This is a genomic window from Streptomyces sp. NPDC017529 (assembly GCF_044329785.1).
GTDB lineage: Bacteria > Actinomycetota > Actinomycetes > Streptomycetales > Streptomycetaceae > Streptomyces.
In genome coordinates this window covers 403,821-423,001 of the sequence record NZ_JBIRJY010000002.1, presented here as the reverse complement: position 1 = coordinate 423,001, position 19,181 = coordinate 403,821, and the positions used below count along the sequence as shown (strand labels likewise).

General features: G+C 72.4%; 15 protein-coding genes. 9 read left to right on the top strand and 6 right to left on the bottom strand.

Going from position 1 to position 19,181, the window contains the following annotated elements; all coding sequences use genetic code 11:
• The first annotated feature begins 64 nt into the window (after positions 1–64).
• From cydD to ACH4K4_RS05595, 3 genes are all read left to right on the top strand, one after another.
• Positions 65–3,652: a thiol reductant ABC exporter subunit CydD gene (gene cydD, locus ACH4K4_RS05605; protein WP_398165025.1), complete on the top strand. Its 3,588-nt coding sequence runs from the start codon at positions 65–67 to the stop codon at positions 3,650–3,652.
• Positions 3,653–3,911: 259 nt separating this feature from the next.
• Positions 3,912–5,591 carry a GAF domain-containing sensor histidine kinase gene (locus ACH4K4_RS05600; RefSeq protein ID WP_398165413.1) on the top strand — a complete coding sequence of 560 codons (1,680 nt, stop codon included), beginning with the start codon at positions 3,912–3,914 and terminating at the stop codon, positions 5,589–5,591.
• Between the two features lie 214 nt (positions 5,592–5,805).
• Entirely contained in the window at positions 5,806–7,032 is a 1,227-nt protein-coding gene (locus ACH4K4_RS05595) for a peptidoglycan DD-metalloendopeptidase family protein (protein ID WP_398165024.1), read from the top strand.
• 45 nt (positions 7,033–7,077) lie between these two features.
• Here the strand turns inward: ACH4K4_RS05595 and ACH4K4_RS05590 are convergent, their stop codons facing one another.
• Complete coding sequence (locus ACH4K4_RS05590) at positions 7,078–8,013, bottom strand: HAD hydrolase family protein (RefSeq protein WP_398165023.1); 936 nt, start codon at positions 8,011–8,013, stop codon at positions 7,078–7,080.
• 197 nt (positions 8,014–8,210) lie between these two features.
• Between ACH4K4_RS05590 and ACH4K4_RS05585 the strand changes: the two genes are divergently transcribed.
• The 3 genes from ACH4K4_RS05585 (at position 8,211) to ACH4K4_RS05575 (ending at position 10,859) form a co-directional block, all read left to right on the top strand.
• Positions 8,211–9,101, top strand: a complete 891-nt coding sequence (locus ACH4K4_RS05585; protein WP_398165022.1) for an LLM class flavin-dependent oxidoreductase — start codon at positions 8,211–8,213, stop codon at positions 9,099–9,101.
• A gap of 133 nt (positions 9,102–9,234) precedes the next feature.
• Positions 9,235–10,134 (top strand): zinc metalloprotease HtpX, encoded by a 900-nt coding sequence (gene htpX / locus ACH4K4_RS05580; protein WP_398165021.1) that lies wholly within the window; start codon positions 9,235–9,237, stop codon positions 10,132–10,134.
• 104 nt (positions 10,135–10,238) lie between these two features.
• Positions 10,239–10,859: a hypothetical protein gene (locus tag ACH4K4_RS05575; protein ID WP_398165020.1), complete on the top strand. Its 621-nt coding sequence runs from the start codon at positions 10,239–10,241 to the stop codon at positions 10,857–10,859.
• 24 nt (positions 10,860–10,883) lie between these two features.
• On the opposite strand, the gene ACH4K4_RS05570 is transcribed toward ACH4K4_RS05575, so the two are convergent.
• The gene (locus tag ACH4K4_RS05570) at positions 10,884–11,534 is read right to left on the bottom strand and encodes a PadR family transcriptional regulator (RefSeq protein WP_398165018.1); all 651 of its coding nucleotides are present in this window, start codon (positions 11,532–11,534) and stop codon (positions 10,884–10,886) included.
• Positions 11,535–11,633: 99 nt separating this feature from the next.
• On the opposite strand from ACH4K4_RS05570, the gene ACH4K4_RS05565 reads away from it, so the two are divergent.
• From ACH4K4_RS05565 to ACH4K4_RS05555, 3 genes are all read left to right on the top strand, one after another.
• Positions 11,634–12,224 (top strand): hypothetical protein, encoded by a 591-nt coding sequence (locus tag ACH4K4_RS05565; RefSeq protein WP_398165017.1) that lies wholly within the window; start codon positions 11,634–11,636, stop codon positions 12,222–12,224.
• On the top strand, positions 12,221–13,588 hold the full coding sequence (locus ACH4K4_RS05560; RefSeq protein WP_398165016.1) for a carotenoid oxygenase family protein: 1,368 nt from the start codon (positions 12,221–12,223) through the stop codon (positions 13,586–13,588). The genes ACH4K4_RS05565 and ACH4K4_RS05560 overlap by 4 nt, the downstream gene beginning before the upstream one ends.
• Positions 13,589–13,787: 199 nt before the next feature.
• Positions 13,788–14,123, top strand: a complete 336-nt coding sequence (locus ACH4K4_RS05555) for a hypothetical protein (RefSeq protein ID WP_398165015.1) — start codon at positions 13,788–13,790, stop codon at positions 14,121–14,123.
• A gap of 37 nt (positions 14,124–14,160) precedes the next feature.
• Here ACH4K4_RS05555 and ACH4K4_RS05550 read toward each other — a convergent pair whose 3' ends face one another.
• The 4 genes from ACH4K4_RS05550 to ACH4K4_RS05535 all read right to left on the bottom strand — a co-directional run bounded on the left by ACH4K4_RS05550 (position 14,161) and on the right by ACH4K4_RS05535 (position 19,029).
• The gene (locus tag ACH4K4_RS05550) at positions 14,161–15,354 is read right to left on the bottom strand and encodes a MerR family transcriptional regulator (RefSeq protein WP_398165014.1); all 1,194 of its coding nucleotides are present in this window, start codon (positions 15,352–15,354) and stop codon (positions 14,161–14,163) included.
• Positions 15,355–15,365: 11 nt separating this feature from the next.
• Positions 15,366–16,289, bottom strand: coding sequence for a metal-dependent hydrolase (locus tag ACH4K4_RS05545; RefSeq protein WP_398165013.1), 924 nt, complete (start codon positions 16,287–16,289; stop codon positions 15,366–15,368).
• A 92-nt stretch (positions 16,290–16,381) separates the two neighbouring features.
• The gene (locus ACH4K4_RS05540) at positions 16,382–18,154 is read right to left on the bottom strand and encodes an SDR family oxidoreductase (protein ID WP_398165012.1); all 1,773 of its coding nucleotides are present in this window, start codon (positions 18,152–18,154) and stop codon (positions 16,382–16,384) included.
• Positions 18,151–19,029 carry a M24 family metallopeptidase gene (locus ACH4K4_RS05535; protein ID WP_398165010.1) on the bottom strand — a complete coding sequence of 293 codons (879 nt, stop codon included), beginning with the start codon at positions 19,027–19,029 and terminating at the stop codon, positions 18,151–18,153. Before ACH4K4_RS05535 ends, ACH4K4_RS05540 begins: the two co-directional genes overlap by 4 nt.
• Between the last annotated feature and the right edge of the window lie 152 nt (positions 19,030–19,181).

The following is a 19,181-nucleotide window of genomic DNA, read 5'->3' as shown; positions in this document are numbered from 1 at the left end:
CTGCCCGGTGGGGCCCCGGCCGGGGCCCCACTGATCAACTTCCGTCGAGGAAGGGTTGTTTCACGTGAAACCGGTCGACCCGCGCCTGCTGCGTTACGCCCGCGCCACCCGCTTCTTCCTCGCCGCGGTGGTGCTCCTCGGGCTGGCCGGCGCAGGTCTGGTCATCGGCCAGGCCATGCTCCTCGCCGAGGTCGTCGTTGGCGCCTTCCAGCACGGCCGCGACCTCGGCGACCTGAGCACACCGGTGGTGTGGCTCGCGCTGGTCTCCGTCGGCCGCGGCCTGGTGGCCTGGCTGACGGAACTGGCCGCGCACCGGGCGAGCGCGGCGGTCAAGTCCGAGCTGCGTACGCGGCTGCTGACACGGGCGGCCGCCGCCCTCGGGCCGGGATGGCTGAGCACCCAGCGCTCCGGGGAACTCACCACCCTGGCCACCCGCGGCATCGATGCGCTCGACGACTACTTCGCGCGCTACCTGCCGCAGCTGGGGCTGGCGGTCGTGGTGCCCGTGGCGGTGCTGGCGCGGATCGTCACCGGAGACTGGATCTCGGCGGCGACGATCGTCGTGACGCTGCCGCTGATCCCGTTGTTCATGGCCCTCATCGGCTGGGCCACGCAGAGCCGCATGGACCGCCAGTGGAAGCTGCTGTCGCGGCTGTCCGGGCACTTCCTGGACGTGGTCGCGGGACTGCCCACGCTGAAGGTCTTCGGCCGGGCCAGGGCACAGGCGGAATCCATCCGCTCCATCACCGGCGAGTACCGCCGGGCCACGCTGCGTACCTTGCGGATCGCCTTTCTCTCCTCGTTCGCACTGGAACTCCTCGCGACGATCTCGGTCGCGCTGGTCGCCGTGGGCATCGGCATGCGGCTCGTACACGGCGAACTGGACCTGTACACGGGGCTGATGGTGCTGGTCCTGGCGCCCGAGGCGTACCTGCCGCTGCGGCAGGTGGGAGCGCAGTACCACGCGGCGGCGGAAGGGCTGTCGGCTGCCGAGGAGATCTTCGCCATCCTGGAGACGCCGCCGCGTACGACGGGTGGCGGGTCCGTTCCCGGCAGCACGGCGCTGTCCGTCGAGGGTCTCGTGGTACGCCACCCCGGACGTGCCGAACCCTCCCTTCCCGAGACGTCGTTCGAGGTCCGGCCCGGTGAGACGGTGGCCCTCGTCGGGCCCTCCGGCGCGGGCAAGACCACCTTGCTGAACGTCCTTCTCGGTTTCGTGGCGCCCGCGGCGGGGCGGGTGCGGGTCGGCGGGCGTGACCTGTCGGGCATCGACCCGGAGAAGTGGCGGAGCCAGGTCGCCTGGGTGGCCCAGCGTCCGTACCTGTTCGCGGACACCATCGCCGAGAACGTGCGGCTGGCCCGTCCCGACGCGGACGACGCGGCGGTGCACGCCGCGCTCCGCGACGCCGGCGCCCTGGACTTCGTCACCGCGCTGCCGGACGGGGCGCGGACCGTGCTCGGCGAGGGCGGCACCGGCCTGTCGGCGGGCCAGCGGCAGCGCCTGGCCCTGGCCCGCGCGTTCCTGGCCGACCGCCCGGTCCTGCTGCTCGACGAGCCGACCGCGAACCTCGACGGCGAGACGGAGGCCGGGATCGTCGAGGCGGTACGCCGCCTGGCGGCCGGCCGCACGGTTCTCCTGGTCGTCCACCGCCCGGCGCTGCTGGCCGTCGCCGACCGCACGGTGCGGCTGGCCGCGCCGGTGGCGGCAGGCGGGGCGGCTGCCGACGGGGCGATGCCGGAAGGCGCCGGGAACGTCGGCGCGCAGGCGGTGCGGGAGGACGCCGCGGAAGCCGTACGGGACGGCGCTGCCCAGGCCGGACCGAGCGCGGGGCCGGACGCCGCCTCCGGCGGCCGGGGGTCCGCGTTGGCGCGGCTCCGGCAGCTGGCGCGGGCACGTTGGGGTCGGCTCGGGCTGGCGCTGCTGCTGGGCAGCCTGGCGACGGGCAGTGCCGTGGGGCTCATGGCGACCTCCGGCTGGCTCATCTCCCGGGCGGCGCAGCACCCGCCGGTGCTGTACCTGATGGTGGCGGTCACCGCGACACGCGCCTTCGGCATCGGCCGGGCCGTGTTCCGCTACGCGGAGCGGCTGGTCGCGCACGACGCCGTGTTCCGCATGCTCGCGGACGTACGGGTGGCCGTCTTCCAGCGGCTGGAGCGCCTGGCGCCCGCCGGGCTGCGGGACCGCAGCAGCGGCGATCTGTTGTCGCGCCTGGTGGCCGACGTCGACGCCGTACAGGACTACTTCCTGCGGTGGCTGCTGCCGGTGGGAGCGGCCGTGGTGGTCGGCGTGGGTTCCGTCGGGTTCACGGCCTGGCTGCTGCCGGAGGCGGGCGCCGTCCTCGCCGTGGGCCTGCTGCTGGCGGGCGTGGGCGTGCCGGCCCTGTCCGCCGTGCTGGCCCGCCGCGCCGAGCGGCAGCTGTCCCCCGCGCGGGGGGTACTCTCCACCCGCGTCGTCGACCTGCTCACCGGAACGGCCGAGCTGACGGTGTCGGGCGCCCTCGCGTCCCGCATCGACCGGGCCCGGCGCGCTGACCGCGACCTGACCCGGATCGCGTCCCGTTCGGCGGCCGCCGCCGGTGCCGGGGCCGGGCTGTCCGCGCTGCTGTGCGGGCTGACCGTGGCCGCCGCGGCCGCCGTCGGTGTCCAGGCCGTACACGCCGGGCGGCTGGAGGGCGTGTGCCTGGCGGTCGTCGTCCTGACGCCGCTCGCCGCGTTCGAGACCGTCGCGGGGCTGCCACTGGCCGTGCAGTACCGGCAGCGCACGCGCCGGGCGGCCGAACGGGTCTTCGAGGTGCTGGACGCCCCCGAGCCGGTCACCGAACCGGCGGGGACCGCGGCCGTACCGGTGCCGGACTCGCCCTTCCCGCTGGTCGTGCAGGGCCTGACCGCCCGGTACGCCGGGCAGCGGGTCCCGGCGCTGGACGGTGTCGGCTTCACCCTCCCCGCGGGCCGGCGGCTCGCCGTCGTGGGCCCGTCCGGGTCGGGGAAGACGACGCTCGCCCAGGTGCTGCTGCGCTTCCTGGACCGGGGGTCGGGCTCGTACACGCTCAACGGGGTGGACGCGGCAAAGGCGGCGGGCGACGCGGTACGGCGGCGGGTCGGGCTGTGTGCGCAGGCCGCCCACATCTTCGACAGCTCGATCAGGGAGAACCTGCGGCTCGCCCGTACCGGAGCGGACGAGGACGCGCTGTGGGGCGCGCTCGCGCAGGCGCGGCTGGCCGGTTGGGTGCGGTCGCTGCCCGACGGGCTCGACACGATGGTCGGCGAGCACGGCGCCCGGCTCTCCGGGGGCCAGCGGCAGCGCCTCGCGCTGGCCCGCGCGTTGCTCGCCGACTTCCCCGTCCTGGTGCTGGACGAGCCCGCCGAGCACCTCGACCTGGGCACGGCGGACGCGCTGACCGCCGACCTGCTGGCCGCGACCGAGGGCCGGACGACCGTGTTGATCACTCACCGGCTGGCAGGGCTGGCGGCCGTCGACGAGGTGCTGGTCCTGGACGGGGGCCGGCCCGTACAGCACGGTACGTACGCGGAGCTGGCGGCGGTCGACGGCCCGTTCCGGCGGATGCTGGAGCGCGAGCGGGCCGTGGACGCGCGGGCCCGGTCCGCGCGGGAGACGGACGGGCGGCTGGTGGACGCGGGCCGGGGCCGGTGAGCGGCTGAAGAGTGACGGGCGCGGGCGGCCGCCGCGTACGGTTGCGGCGGGCGCCTGGCCCGGAACTGATCCGTCCTGCCGCCGCGGCCCGGTCGGCGGGGCTACCCGCCCTTGCGTCCGAATTGCCGCATAGAAGGCTTTCCTTAGAAAAAGCGACTATTAGGCTCGTCTCATGGCAGTCACGACAGGACCCTCAGATCCCATGGGAGACGAGCGGCACACCGGTTCCGGCGGTGCGGCCGCCCCCGGGCCCGACCCCATGGAAGCGGCCACCGAGGCGACCCGCAGCCTCCAGGGCCTGTCGACCGAGCTGACCGCGCGGGTGCCGCAGCTGCTGGAGGCGATGCGCACCGTCGGCGCGGGCCTCGACCTGCACATCACGCTGGACCGCATCGTGGAGACCGCCGCCGAGCTGGCCGACGCCCGCTACGCCGCGATCGGGATCATCGACGAGGCGCGCGAGGGCCTGTCGGACTTCGTGACGTACGGGGTCACCGCCGAGGAGCACGCTCGGATCGGCGCTCTGCCCGACGGCCACAAGGGGCTGCTCGGCGCGCTCATCCACGACCCGAAGGCACTGCGGCTGGCCGACCTGACCAAGGACGCGCGGTCGGCCGGCTTTCCGCCGGGGCATCCGCCGATGCGGACGTTCCTCGGGGTGCCCATCCGCGTCCAGGGGCAGATTTTCGGCAACCTCTACTTGACCGAGAAGCGCGGTGGCGGGGAGTTCAGCGAGGGCGACCTGCACATGGTGCGGGTGCTCGCCACCGAGGCCGGGATCGCGATCGGCAACGCGCGGCTGTACGCGGCGACGCGGCAGCGCGAGCGGTGGATCGACGGCTCGGTCGCGGTGACCACCGCGCTGCTGGCGGGCAGCGACGTGGACGACGCGCTCGCGGTCGTCGCCGAACAGGCGCGCAAACTGGCGGAGTCGGCGGCCGGGATCGTCCTGCTGCCCACGGAGAGCGGCGGGCTGGAGATCGTCGCGGCGTCGGCGGACGACCCCTCGGGGCTGGTCGGCACCCGGATGCCGCCCGAGAGCCCGGTGGCCGCGCAACTGCTTGCCGGTGAGCCGGTGTTCGTGGAGGACTCGGCGACCGACCCCCGGATGGTCACGGATGTCGCGCCGCGGTTCGGCCCCAGCATGATGCTGCCCCTCAAGAGCGGCGGACGGGTGCTGGGCACGCTGTCGACGCCGCGGCACCGCGGCGCGCGGCCCTACAGCGCGGCCGAACGGACGCTGGCCACCCAGTTCGCCGCGCAGGCCGCCCTGGCGCTGGTCCTGGCCGACGCCCAGCGCGACCGGGAACGTCTCGCCGTCTACGAGGACCGCGACCGGATCGCGCGGGATCTGCACGACCTGGTCATCCAGCGGCTTTTCGCGACCGGGATGATGCTGGAAAGCGCACAGCGCAGATCGGTCGTGCCCGAAGTGCAGGAGCGCATCGGCAAGGCCGTCGACGAACTCGACGTCACCATCCAGGAGGTCCGTACCGCGATCTTCGCCCTGCAACAGGGGCCCGCCGAGGCGCCCTCCGGGCTGCGGACCCGCGTCCTGCGGGAGATCGGCACGGCCGCCGTACCGCTCGGCTTCCAGCCGTCCGCGAGCTTCGTCGGTCCGGTGGACGCCAGGGTCGGCGAGCTGACCGGCAAGAACCTGATCGCCGCGCTGCGCGAGGCGCTGTCCAACGCCTTCCGGCACGCGCACGCCTCGCGCATCGAGGTCGTCGTCGACTCGACGGTCGAACTGCCGGACGGCCGGGACGGCGTACGGCTGACGGTCGCCGACGACGGTGTGGGCATCCCGGCCGGCGGCCGGCGCAGCGGCCTGCGCAATCTCGCGAAGCGGGCCGAGGCGCTGGGCGGTTCGAGCACGTACGGACCGGGGCTGGGCGAGGACGGGGCCGGGACGATGGTGACGTGGGAGGCGCCGCTCTGAGAGGCGGTCGGGGGTGCACCCGACGCGAGGCGATGGTCCTCGTGCGGCCGCTACGTCCTGCATTGGAGTGGTTGGCGCCGGTCGGTGGACCGGCTGGTTCAGGCCATTCCGTGTGGGTCCGACTGCTCCGATCGGGGCGTTACGAGCAGGGCGAAGAACTAGTATTAGTTGTTTTTCGCCGAATGCGGGCAATCATCCCGCTATGCGTCCATTTATGCCGGAATGGTTGCGCGAGGTGGTCCGCGGGCGGTGGCGCGCTGCCCGGTGTGCCCGCGGGCGGGCCTCCCGCCGCTCTCCCTGGCGCCGCGGAAGCTGGCTGCGCGCGGTGCGCGTGGCGCTGACCCTGGTAGTGGCACTGTCCGCGGCGTCCGGCACCGGTCCGGCCGGTGCCCGGGCGACGCCCGCCCAGCACTTACCGCCGCTGTCGGCCGCCTTCCGGGCGCACGCCGACGACGCCGACCGGCTGGCCGACACGAGTCTTGAGGTGATCCGGCTGGGCCAGGCGGCGGCCCGGGCCGGAAAGTCGTACACCGAGGTTCTCCGTGCGCTGCGGACCGGCCGGGCCCAGGCCTCAAGGCTGCGTACTGCCCTGATCCGGGAACGACACAGAACCGCCGAACTGCGCCGACTGGCGGGGGCGATCGCCGGGGCGCAGTACCGCACGGGCAGCCGCCTGCCGTTCGCGCAGCGCACACCGCCCGCCCGCAACCCGGAGTCGGTGCTTCGCGACTACCGTACGGCCGAGCGCCGCCAGCAGCTGCTGGCAGCCCGTACTCGTGACGCGGTACGCACGAGCAGATCCCTGGCAGTGAACAGTGCTTCCGCGCGCGCCCGTGCCACTCTGCTCGGTGCCCGCCGGGTCCGGCTCGAAGCAGACCGCCGACGTCTCAGCAGCCGCCTGGGAGCGGCACGCGGCAGGTTGCAGGCACTGTCCCGGCGAGTGTCCCGCGGTGGCCGGTGCAGTGGGTTGCCTGGCGCGGTGTCCTCCGCCGCAGCGCGCACGGCGTCCGTGGAACTGCCGAGGAGGGCATCGCACGGGAACTGGGCCCGCCCCGTGGAACGTTACAAACTCTCGGCTGGATTCGGCGGCTCGGGCCGTCGCTGGGCGCGCGGCCACACGGGCCAGGATTTCGCGGTGCCGGTCGGCACGCCCGTACGGTCGGTGGGCCGGGGCCGGGTGATCAGCCTGACCTGCGGGGACGGCTTCGGCATCAGCATGGTCGTACAGCACGGCGCGGGCGTGTTCTCGCAGTACGCGCATCTGTCGGCGGTGGCGGTCGGCCCTGGGCAGTGGGTACGGCCCGGCCAGCAGATCGCGCTGTCGGGGACGACCGGCAATTCCACCGGCCCGCACCTGCACTTCGAGGTGCGCCGCACGCCGAACATGGGGTCGGGGGTCGATCCGGTGCCGTGGCTGGGGAAGCGGGGGGTGCGGCTGTGACGAGGGGCCGCTCCCGGGACGCGGATTCTCAGAGGCGGCTGCGGATCAGCGCTGTTCCAGGACGCGTTCGATGACCGCCGCGACGCCGTCCTCGTTGTTCGCGGCGGTGTGGAAGTCGGTCGCGGCCAGCACGTCGGGGTGGGCGTTGGCCATGGCGTACGAGGTGCCCGCCCAGGCCAGCATCTCGATGTCATTGGGCATGTCACCGATGGCGACCACCTGGTCCGGGGCGATACCCCGCTGGGCGCAGCAGCGCGCCAGAGTGCCGGCCTTGCTGACGCCCAGCCCGCTGATCTCCAGGAGAGCGGTGGGGCTGGACCGGGTGAACGAGGCGTACCTGCCCGCGTGCGCGCGGGCCAGACCGAGGAAGTCGTCCGGATCGAGGCCGGGGTGGTACGCGAGCAGCTTCAGTACGGGCTGGTCGGCACCGATGTCCTCGGAAGACGGGGAGGCGTCCTCCGTGGCCCGTGGGAGGGACGGGTAACGGCCGGCCTCCGGAACCGCCTCGGCGAGCAGTTTCTCCGCGGGCGCGACGACGACGGCCCGGTCGAACGCAAGGGGCGGGTACTCCGGCTCGTAGGTGAAGCTGCCGGTCCGCTCGACCGCGAAGGCCGTGCCGGGAGCGGCAGCCCGCAGCGCGTGGACGACCGCCAGTGCTTCCGGCCGCTCCAGGGGGCTGACCTCGACGATGCGGCGGCCGTGGTGGAGATCGACCACGGCGGCGCCGTTGGCGCAGATCGCCAGCCCGTGCCCGTGGACGTGATCGCTGACCACGTCCATCCAGCGGGCCGGGCGGCCGGTCACGAAGAAGACCTCGATGCCCGCCCGCTCGGCGGCGGCCAGCGCGGCGACCGTACGGCCGGAGACCGTCTTGTCGTCGCGCAGCAGCGTGCCGTCGAGGTCGGTGGCGATCAGCCGGATCGTTTCAGCCGATCGGGGAGCCGGCGGCAGCTTGGCGGAGGCTTCAGTCACGGAGCCCATCTTCGCGCATATGCGCGCACAAGCGTGCGGCGGGTCGCGCGCATGAGCTTGACGACCAGGTGCCGTACGTACACGAACGCGCCCGCGTAGACGGCGTGCGCGCCCCGCGCCCGCCTCTTCGGCCCCGTTCGGCCATCGGCTCACACAGGCGACAGGCGCCCACGGCGTCGCTTCCGTACCGCCGTAGGCTCGTACCCATGCGACTGAGCACCGTGATCCTCCCCGTCCGCCGTTGGTCCGAGGGTGGCCGGGAGGTGTGGCAGCGCGCCGAAGACCTGGGCTTCCACACCGCGTACACGTACGACCACCTCTCCTGGCGGAGCTTTCGCGACGGCCCGTGGTTCGGCGCGGTGCCGACGCTGACCGCGGCCGCTGCCGCGACCTCCCGGATGCGCCTGGGCACGCTCGTCACCTCCCCGAACTTCCGGCACCCCGTGACCCTCGCCAAGGAACTGATCTCGCTGGACGACATCAGCGACGGCCGGATCACCCTGGGCATCGGCGCCGGCGGCTCCGGTTTCGACGCCACGGCACTCGGCCAGGAGCCGTGGACGCCGCGGGAACGGGCCGACCACTTCGGCGAGTTCGTCCCGCTGCTGGACCGACTGCTGACGCAGGACGTGGTGTCCTACGAGGGCACGCACTACCGCGCCCACGAGGTGCGCAACATCCCCGGCTGTGTGCAGCGGCCGCGGCTGCCCTTCGCGGTGGCCGCGACCGGGCCGCGCGGGATGCGGCTGGCCGCCGGGTACGGACAGGCGTGGGTGACCACCGGCGACCCGAAGACCTCCGCGACCGGCACCGCGGCCGAGTCCCTGGAAGCGGTACGCGGGCAGGTCGGGCGCCTCGGCAAGGCGTGCGCCGACGCCGGGCGGGACGCCGGGGAGCTGACGAAGATCATGCTCACCGGGTTCACCCCGGACCGCCCGCTGGCCTCTCTGGACGCCTTCGTCGACTTCGCGGGCGCGCACGCGGAGGCGGGCATCGACGAGATCGTGCTGCACTGGCCGATCGCCGGCTCGGTCTTCGAAGCCGATCACGCGGTGTTCGAGCGGATCGCCCTGGAGGGGTTGGCGCAGCTCGGGTGACACCGGCGGCGGGCGCTCCTTTGGCCTGCGCTTTTCCCCGTCGATACCGGACAAGAGGGAGAATCGGGTAGAGGCGCCCCAGCGGCTCCTCGGCTGGGCTCTGCGGACTCTGCGGTTTGGAGGACTGAGAGGCATGGCACGAACCCGATTCGCCCCCGACCGCGGCCTGACCTCGCGCATGGTCACGACGATGTTCTTCATCGGCCTGCTGTACGTGGTCGTGGTGGGCGCGCTGGTGGTGCTGCTCAAGGGCGCGTGGGTGGTGGTACTGATCATCTCGGGCGCCATGTTCATCGCGCAGTTCTGGTTCAGCGACCGGATCGCCGCCTTCAGCATGGGGGCGCGCGAGGTCTCCCCCGAGCAGGCACCCGAACTGCACGGCGCCGTGGACCGGCTCTGCGCGCTGGCCGACATGCCGAAGCCCCGGGTCGCGGTCGCCGAATCGGACGTACCGAACGCCTTCGCGACCGGCCGTAACCAGAAGAACGCGATGGTGTGCGCGACGACCGGGCTCCTGCGGCGGCTGGAGCCGGAGGAGCTGGAAGGCGTACTGGCGCACGAGCTGTCGCACGTCGCGCACCGCGATGTCGCGGTCATGACCATCGCGTCCTTCCTGGGTGTACTGGCCGGGATCATCACCCGGGCGGCCCTGTGGAGCGGCGTCGGGCGCAACAACCGGGACAACAACGCGGCGATCGCCGTCCTGGTCGTCACGCTGGTCAGCGCCGTGGTCTACGCCGTCAGCTTCCTGCTGACCCGGCTGCTGTCGCGCTACCGCGAGCTGTCCGCCGACCGGGCCGCGGCGATCCTGACCGGGCGGCCGTCCGCGCTGGCCGCCGCGCTCACCAAGGTCACCGGGCAGATGGCGCGGATTCCGACGCGGGACCTGCGCAAGGCCGAGCCGTTCAACGCGTTCTTCTTCGCGCCGGCGCTCTCGAAGGAGAGCTTCGGGCGGCTGCTGTCCTCGCACCCGACGCTGGAGCAGCGGCTGGAACAGCTGGGGCGCATCTCGGCCCAGCTGGGGCGGCCGTAGCCGGTCCGCTGAACGGACATCCGTTATCCGTACGGACTCGGCCGGTCACCACCCATCGGCTTTTGGTCACCCGCGCTCAAGAACGGACAAGGAGAGTGCACCGCATGGGATTCCTGGACGCCATCCTCGGACGCAGCAAACCGGTACGTCCGGACCTCGACCGGCTGTTCGCGCTGCCCTCCGCCGCCGTCACCCTCGAAGCCGCGGCCGGGTTCCGGCCCACCGGCCTCGGCTCGGTGTGCTTCGCGAGCGTCGAGGGCGGCGCGTTCCGCGGCATCCAGGAGGAGGTACGCGGCCTCCTGGGCAGCCCGGCCGAGTTCGGCCAGGACGAGTACGGCTATACGTGGATGCTCGCGCGGCATGCCCCCGACGACACCGCGGGCCTGGTGAACGACCTGCACGCGGTCAACACCTCTTTGGAGAGTGCCGGGTTCGGGCCGCAGCTGCTGTGCTCCCTGATGGGCTTCCGGGACGACCGGGAGCGAGCGCTGGCGCTGGTCTACCTGTACAAGCGCGGCACCTTCTACCCGTTCGCGCCGCAGGGGGCGGCGGCGTCTGGTGGGGCTGGGGGGAGCGGTCCGACCGGGAGAGGCGCTGCGGCCGGGGCGTCCGAGAAGCGCGACAACGCGCTGGAGCTGGAAGTCCGGGCGATGCTCGCCGACGACCTGGAGACCGAACCGGACCTGAGCCGGTGGTTCCCCGTCTGGGGCGCTCCCGGCCTCTGAGTAGGCCGTACGGCGGCGCTCCGCTCAACCCGCGTCGGTGTCCTGGAAGTTGTCGGCGCGGGCTGCCGTGTCCTGTCCGGCTTCGTCCTGCTCTGGCTCCTCGTCCGACCGCTGTTCCCGCTCCTGGGTCTTGAGCAGTTCCCTCGCGCGCCGGGCCTGGTCCGAGTTGATCTCCTCGGCCGCCCACTTGGCCCAGTCCTCGACCATGGCGGTCTGCCGGATGCCGAATTCCAGGGCGATCCGCCCGTACACCGCGATCATCTCGGCGTCCCAGGGGCCGCCGTCGGCCAGGTTCTGGTAGAGAGCGTGCGCGCGGGCCGCCCGTTCGGCCTGCTGCAGGAGGAAAGCGCGGGCCTCCAGCGGAGTGAGGACGCCGAGGAAGAACACACGCAGCAGCCCGTCGTGGCGCTGGGGTCCCACCGGCTCCACTTCGGTGAGCCAGTGGTGCAGTTCGGCACGGCCCCTCTTGGTGATGGCGTACTCCTTGCGGCCGCGCGGGCCGTGCGCCGCCACCTCGATGAGGCCTGCCGCCGTGAGTTTGTTCAACTCTCCGTAGACCTGGCTCTGGGTGGCCGGCCAGACGTGCGCGAGCGACACGTCGAAGGTCTTCATCAAGTCGTAGCCGCTGGCGGGGGATTCGGCCAGCAGACCCAGAACGGCATGTCGGAGGCTCATGACCGTCACTTTACCTTCCAGTCTTGACACGTCAACGCTGGACCTTCTAACTTTGACATGTCGAAGTTGGAATATCGTTGAGTGCGGGGGCGGAGAGTCATGAACTACCTACGGGGCTTCATTCCGTGGATCACCTACGGGGCCTTGTCGTGGGCGGTGTGGCAGTGGAGCGCGCTGGCCGCCCTCCTGCTCGGTTGTGTACTTCTCTACGCGGACCGGGCCGACGGCCTCTCGCCGTCGGCCCGGATCCTCGACTACGGCTCTCTCGTCTTCTTCGCGGGCCTCACCGTGTTCGCGTTCCTGAGCCCCGACAGCGGACTGCGGTCCTACGACGGTGCGCTGTCCTCGGGCTGGCTGGCATTGATCACGCTGGGGTCGATAGCGGTCCGCCGCCCCTTCACGCTCGCCATCGCCCGCCGCAAGGCGCCACGCGAGGTCTGGGGCACCTCGGTCTTCATGCGGATCAACTACGTGATCAGCGCGGTATGGGGAGCGTCCTTCGTCCTCGCCGCGGCAGCCCAGGTCCTGGCCACCGCCTACGGACTGGGCCCGTCCGCCCTGATCGCCATCCACGTCAGCGCCTTCGTCATCCCGTGGCGTTTCACCGTGGGCTACCCGGAGCGTGCACGAGCGCGCTTCCTCAAGAAGGCCGGCGAACGCCCTTACGTCCAGGAGGCTCGACCCGCATGACAACGACCCACGCGACCGGTCCCACCGCCCCTGCGCTCGTCGGTCCGGCGGCCGCGCCTGCCCCGCACCTGGCGGGCAACTTCGCCCCGGTGACGGAGGAACTGACCGCACACGAACTGCCGGTCACCGGCGCGGTGCCGCCCGAGCTGACGGGCTGGTACCTGCGCAACGGCCCCAACCCGCGCGACGCCGACTCGGCGCACTGGTTCTTCGGCGACGGTATGGTCCACGGAGTCCGCCTGGAGGGCGGCAAGGCCGTCTCGTACCGCAACCGCTGGGTCCGCACATCGACGTTCACCGACGGTGCCCGCCTCCGCGATGAGCGGGGGAACGCCGACCTGACCGCCGGGGTCGCCAACACCCACGTGGTCCGCCACGCGGGCCGCACGCTCGCCCTGGTCGAGTCCTCCTTCCCGTACGAGCTGGACTGCCGGCCAGGGCACGAGCTGGAGACCGTCGGCCCGCACGACTTCGCCGGCCGACTCACCACCGCCATGACCGCCCACCCGAAGACCTGCCCGACCACGGGCGAACTGCACTTCTTCGGATACGCCGCCGGGGCTCCGCCGTACCTCACCTATCACCGGGCCGACGCCGAGGGCACGTTGGTGGTCAGCCGGCCTGTCGACGTGCCGCGGTCCACGATGATGCACGACTTCCACCTGACGGCGGGGCACGTGGTCTTCATGGACCTGCCGGTCGTCTACAACAGCCGGGTATCGGGCATGCCGTTCGTCTGGGACCCGGAGTACGGAGCCCGGCTGGGCGTACTGCGGCGCGACGACCCGTACGGCGCGGTCCGCTGGTTCTCCATCGACCCCTGCTACGTCTTCCACTCCATGAACGCGTACGAAGACGCCCAAGGGCGCATCGTGCTCTACGTCTCCCGCTACCCGACCTTCGAGCTCAAGTCGGCACCCACCCTGTGGCGGTGGACCGTCGACCTGGTGGCGGACAAGGTCGTCGAGGAGCAGATCGACGACCAGTCGGGCGAGTTCCCGCGTGTGGACGACCGGCTGGCGGGCCTGGATGCCCGGTTCGGGCACATCACGCGTGCCGAGAGTCCCGAGTCCGGGCCCATACCGGGCGCCCTGGTCCGCTACGACCTGCACACCGGTACGAGCGTCCGGCACGACTTCGGCCCCGGCCGCACACCGGGAGAGGCGGCGTTCGCGCCGGCGGACGACCGTCCCGGCGGGCCGGGGTGGCTGATCACGTACGTGTACGACGCCGCCAAGGACACCAGCGACCTCGTCATCCTCGACGCGGAGGACATATCCGCCGACCCGGTCGCCACGGTCCACCTGCCCCGGCGGGTGCCCTACGGCTTCCACGGGAACTGGATACCCGATCCCGTCGGGTAGCGGCTGTACCGAGGCGCCGCCGGTCCCCCGAGTGCACGCGACCGGATGGCGTCCGGAGGCACTCCGGTATCGGATGAGGGTGTCCCCACCGGCCGGCGGCCTCGGACGGCGACCTCGTACGGCGGCCTCACGCGACGGCTGCGGAAGGCGGCCCCGGGCGAGCACTCCGGCTGACGGCTCCTGACGATGGAAGGGCCCCATGCCCATGCGAACCGCCACCGCCCTCGGCGTACTCACCCTGGCCGCCACGGCCGTCCTCACCACTACCGGTACGGCCGCCGCCGACAGCAACGGCCGGGTCGGTTCCGTCCTCCGTGACGGCCGGCCCGGGCCCGACGGCCGGGTGGGTCAGGTTGGCCGCCATGGCCGGTTCGGGCCGGCCGGTCCGGCCGGGTACCTCCATCGGCCGGCCGGACGTGACGTCGGCGCCGTCGACATCGGCAAGCACACCAACGCACCGTCTACCGCCTCGCACAACTGGGGAGGGGGAAACTGGAACAGCAAGGTCACCTTCGGCGACATGATCCTCGACTGAGCAGCAGTCCACGGTGCAGCAGTCCACGGCGCCGCGGTCAGTGGTGCGGGGTGCGGCGGGTGGCCAGGGCGTCCATGGTGCGGGCGTGGACCTCGCGCTGGGTGGCGGCGGCGATGAACGCGGCCGCGTTCTCCTGACCGACCAGGTCGTGTACGGCGCGGACGGTGTCGGCGGGGAGGGCGATCACCGTGGACTCGGAGGTCGCGGGGGGAGCCACGCCGGTGGCGGAAGGGGCCTCTCCGGGCCCCTCGCAGCCGTCGGGCTCCACGGCGGCTCCGACCGCCCCGGCGGCGACCGTTCCGCCGCGGTCACCGTGGTCACCGCGGTCACCGCAGTCACCGAGGTCACGGCGGTCACGGCGGTCACCGAGAGCCCCGAGGTCGCCAAGATCACCGCGGCTGCCGAGATCACCGCGGCTGCCGAGATCACCGCGGCTGCCGAGATCACCGAGGCCGCCGAGATCACCGAGGCCGCCGAGATCACCGAGGCCGCCGAGGTGGTGCCGGACGTAGCGGGTGGCCAGTGTGCGCATGGCGCGGGCCAGTTCGGCGTCGACGGTTTGCTGGGCGAGGGGGCGGAGGCGGCGTACGAGGCCGGCTGCCTCGGTGGCTTCGGCGTCGGTGGGCTGGTGGTCGAGGTAGGGGCGGAAGACGTACTCGGTGGTGAAGTCGAGGAAGCGGGCCGCGATGTGTTCGACCTGGCCGCGCAGCTCGCGCAGGTGGCCGGAGATCGCGGGCAGGGGGACGCCGGCGGAGTGCAGTTCGGCGGCGACCGCCAGTTCCTGGGGGCTGGGGACGCGGAAGGCGTCGTCGCTGCCGGGGAGGCGTTCCAGGACGCCCAGCTCGACGGCGTCCGCCAGTGCGTCTTCGTCCGGGGTGCCGCCGAACGCGGCGTCCAGTTCGGCACGCGTGATGCGGGCCGCTTCCTCGTCGCTCCACGGGCCGTCCACCTCGGCGACCAGCCCCAGTACGCCGCCCAGGCCGCGGCCCGCGTCCCAGGCCTCCAGGAGTTCCTTGATGCTGGCCAGGGTGTAGCCGCGATCGAGCAGGTCGGCGGTGCGGCGCAAGCGCTCCAGGTGCTCGTCGCCGTAAACGTTGGCGCGGCCGCGGCGCTCCGGTTTCGGGAGGAGGCCGCGGTCCTGGTAGGCACGGATCGTACGGACCGATGTGCCGCTGAGGTGGGCCAGGTCTTCGATGCGGTACTCGGCCGGCGGCGGCGACTGATCGGTCAATGCGGTGCTCCTTACGAGATGGCCGCGCGGCCCACCGCGCCCGCCGCGGCGCGGGCTGCCGGGGAGGACGCAAGGTAGGCGACGGCCTTGCGCAGCGACCCTTCCTGCGAGGGATGGTACGACCGCTTCAGGTAGCGCGGTACGGCGGTGCCCAGCTCGCGCCAGGTCGGCAGGAGCTGCTTGCGTACGGCGTCGTTGTGCTCGCGCAGGGAATAGCGCAGCCGGCCGGCGAGCTGCGGGTCGTGGCGTATGAGGTAAGCCGCTCCCCAGACCCACAGGTACAGGAGCACGGGAGCGGTGACGGCCATGCCCAGGACGCGGCGGGCGTAGCGGGGCAGGCCCTGGCCGCCGGTGTGCTGGTACATGTCGAAGGCGACCGCGCGGTGCTCGACCTCCTCCGCGCCGTGCCAGCGCAGCAGGTCGAGCATGACCGGGTCGGGGGCGGCCCGGTCCAGTCCTTCGGCGTGCAGGACCCAGTTCCCGAGGACGGCGGTGAACTGCTCTATGGCGGCTATGAGGGACAGCCGGAAGCGCAGCCATTCCTGGGTGGGGACGGGGGCGGTGAACGGGGGGCGCTCGCCGAGGAGGTATGCGAAGAGGAAGTCGACGTGCTTCGTGTAGGGGGCGGTATCCAGGCCTTGGTGCGCGAGGTGTTCCAAGACGTACGCGTGCTGGACGCTGTGGGTGGCTTCCTGGCCCATGAAGCCCTTGACGTCCTTGAGGAGGGCCGGGTCGCGGACCAGGGGCAGGGCTTCCTTGAAGACCTTGACGAACCAGCGCTCGCCAGCCGGCAGCAGCAGGTGCAGCACGTTGATGACGTGGGTGGCGGTGGGTTCGTCCGGTATCCAGTGCAGCGGGGTGTCGCGCCAGTCGAAGGAGACCCGGCGGGGTGCGATCGTGTGGTGCTCCTCCGGCCCGGTGTGGTTCGCGCTCACGTTGGCGGCTCCTGACGTGTGACGAGAGGGGGCCGGGGGCGTGGCGGCGGCGCGGTCGTCCGGGCCCCGGCCGCCGCGGCCCCCGGAAGGGCTCACATGGGCGGCTCGAAGCGGGCGAGGGCGCGCAGGGCGCGCGGGCTGAAGCGGGACAGCAGGTGGGCTCCGCGCGCTTCGGGTGTGACGGGGACGACCGCCTCGTTGCGGACCACGGCCCGCAGGATCGCGTCGGCGACCTTCTCCGGCGGGTAGTTGCGCATCCCGTACAGGCGGGACGACTTGGCGCGGCGGCGCTTCTCCTCGTCCGCGGAGACGCCGGTGAAGCGGGCCGTCGCGGTGATGTTCGTGTTCACTATGCCGGGGCAGATGGCTGTGACGCCGATGTCCTGGGCGGCCAGTTCGGCGCGCAGGCACTCGCTGAGCATGAGCACCGCCGCCTTGGACGCCCCGTAGGCCGGCAGGATCTTGGAGGGCTGGAAGGCCGCCGCCGAAGCGGTGTTGACGATGTGGCCGCCCTGCCCGCGGTCCGCCATCTGCTGCCCGAAGAGCCGGCAGCCGTGGATGACGCCCCACAGGTTGACGTCCAGGACCTTCTTCCAGTCCTCGGTGGTCGTGCTCAGGAAGGAGCCGGAGAGGCCGATGCCGGCGTTGTTGACCAGCACGTCGACGGTGCCGTACTCGGCGGCGACCTTGCCGGCCAGCTTCTCCATCGCGGCCTCGTCCGACACGTCGACCGTCTCGGCCCACGCCTGCGGGGCGCCGATCAGCCGTGCGAGCTCGGCCGTACGCGCCACCCCCTCGGTGTCCCGGTCCACCGCGACGACGCGCGCCCCGGCCTCGGCGAAGGCGAAGGCGGTGGCCCGCCCGATGCCGCTGGCCGCGCCGGTGACCAGCACCAGCTGTCCGCCGAACCGGTCGGCGTACGGCCCTGCGGCGACGACATCCTTGGCCGGGTCCCCCTCTTCCTTGGACGTCACGAACTCGTCGACCCACGCGATGAGTTGATCGGGCCGGGTGCGCGGCACCCAGTGTTTGGCCGGGAGAGTGCGGCGCACCAGGTGCGGCACCCAGCGGTCGAGGTCGTCGTAGAGCCGCTCGGAGAGGAAGGCGTCACCGGTGGGCGTGACGAGCTGGACGGGGCAGTGGGCGAAGGCGTCGGCGCGCGGGCGGCGCAGCCTGGCGCGTACGTTGTCGCGGTAGAGCCAGGCGCCGTGCGCGGCGTCGGTGGGCAGGGATGCCGTCGGGTAGTCACCCCGAGGGACCTTCTCCACCCGTTGGAGGATCTTCGGCCAGCGCTTGCCGAGGGGGCCCTTCCAGGCCAGCTCCGGCAGGACCGGGGTGTGCAGCATGTACACGTACCAGGACTTGGCGCCCTGGCTCAGGAGCTGTGCGGCGCGGCGCGGGGTGGGGCGGGCCACCCGCTTCTTGATCCAGTGCCCGAAGTGGTCCAGGGACGGCCCGGACATCGAGGTGAAGGAGGCGATCCGGCCTTCGGTGTGCCGGACGGTCGCGAACTCCCATGCCTGCACCGAGCCCCAGTCGTGGCCGACCACGTGGACCGGCCGGTCCGGGCTCACCGCGTCCGCGACCGCGAGGAAGTCGTCGGTCAGCTTCTCCAGCGTGAATCCGCCGCGCAGCGGCTTGGGCGCGCTGGACCGGCCGCAGCCCCTGACGTCGTACAGCACCACGTGGAAGCGGTCGGCCAGGCCGCGGGCCACCTCCGACCACACCTCCTTGCTGTCCGGGTAGCCGTGCACCAGCACCACCGTGGGGCGCGAGGTGTCGCCCAGCTCGGCGACGCACAGCTCCACCCCGCCCGTACGGACCCAGCGCTCCCGCGCGCCTTCCAGCCCGGCTTGTGTGCTCATGCGGCCTTCTCCTCCTGCCAGCGCCGCACGTGCGGCAGATCGTCGTCCAGCCAAAAGGCGCTCTTCTCGGGGTCCGCGGAGTCCGTCACGACGAGGATTTCCTCGAACTTCGCGCCGGTGCCCCGGAAGCCGAGGTGTGGTTCGACCGCCCACAGGCCCGGGTGCGGCGGGTGGTCGGAGAACGTGTACGGGCTCCACAGCGGCGACCAGCCCTCGCGGTGGCCGTGCAGCGCGTCGGAGGCCAGCCCCTTCAGCGACTGTGTGCCGAACCCGAAAAGGGTGGGCGACCAGCGGCGGGCCGCCACCCGGCCGACCTTGTGGGCGATGACGCCGAAGGGGTAGGCGCGGTGCCGGTTGGCGTACCCCTGCCGCACCATGAGCCGCTCGACGTCCTCGTAGATCTCGCGCAGCGGTCGGCGCTCGCGCACCTCGCGCAGGATCAGCTCGCGGTGTGCTTCGAGGTCGGCCAGCAGCCGGTCGTGCACCGGGTTGAGCCCGAGGCAGCCGGAGTAGCCGATGTCGGCCGTGTAACCCTGGTGGACCGGCGCCATGTCGAGGATGAAGGGCATTCCCGGCTCCAGCCGGCGGTTGGTGGGGAAGAACTGGAGCGGTATGCGGAAGCCCGCGAACGCCGTACGGTCGCCGAACCAGGCGAAGGGCAGGTGGAACCAGTCCCGTACACCGCGCTCACGCAGCCACTCGCGCTGCATCCGCGCCGCTTCCCGCTCCGTCACACCCGGCTTGAGCTGGGCCGCGACCGCTTCCGCACAGGCGTACGCCAGCCGCTGCACCTCCCTGAACCCCCGCAGCCCGGCGGTGAGTTCACCCGCTCCGCCGCCCGCCCGGGCCGCTGGGGCCCCTGTCGCTGAGGTCATCGCCAACCGTCCGTCCCGTAAACCGATCATCGCGGTACGTGCCCGTAACTTGACACTGATGAATGTGACAATGCCTGGCGGCGACGTCAAGAGGTCTGCGTGTGCCTGTGGAAAACCTCTGTGGCCCGGCGATCCGGTGTGCCCGACCGCAC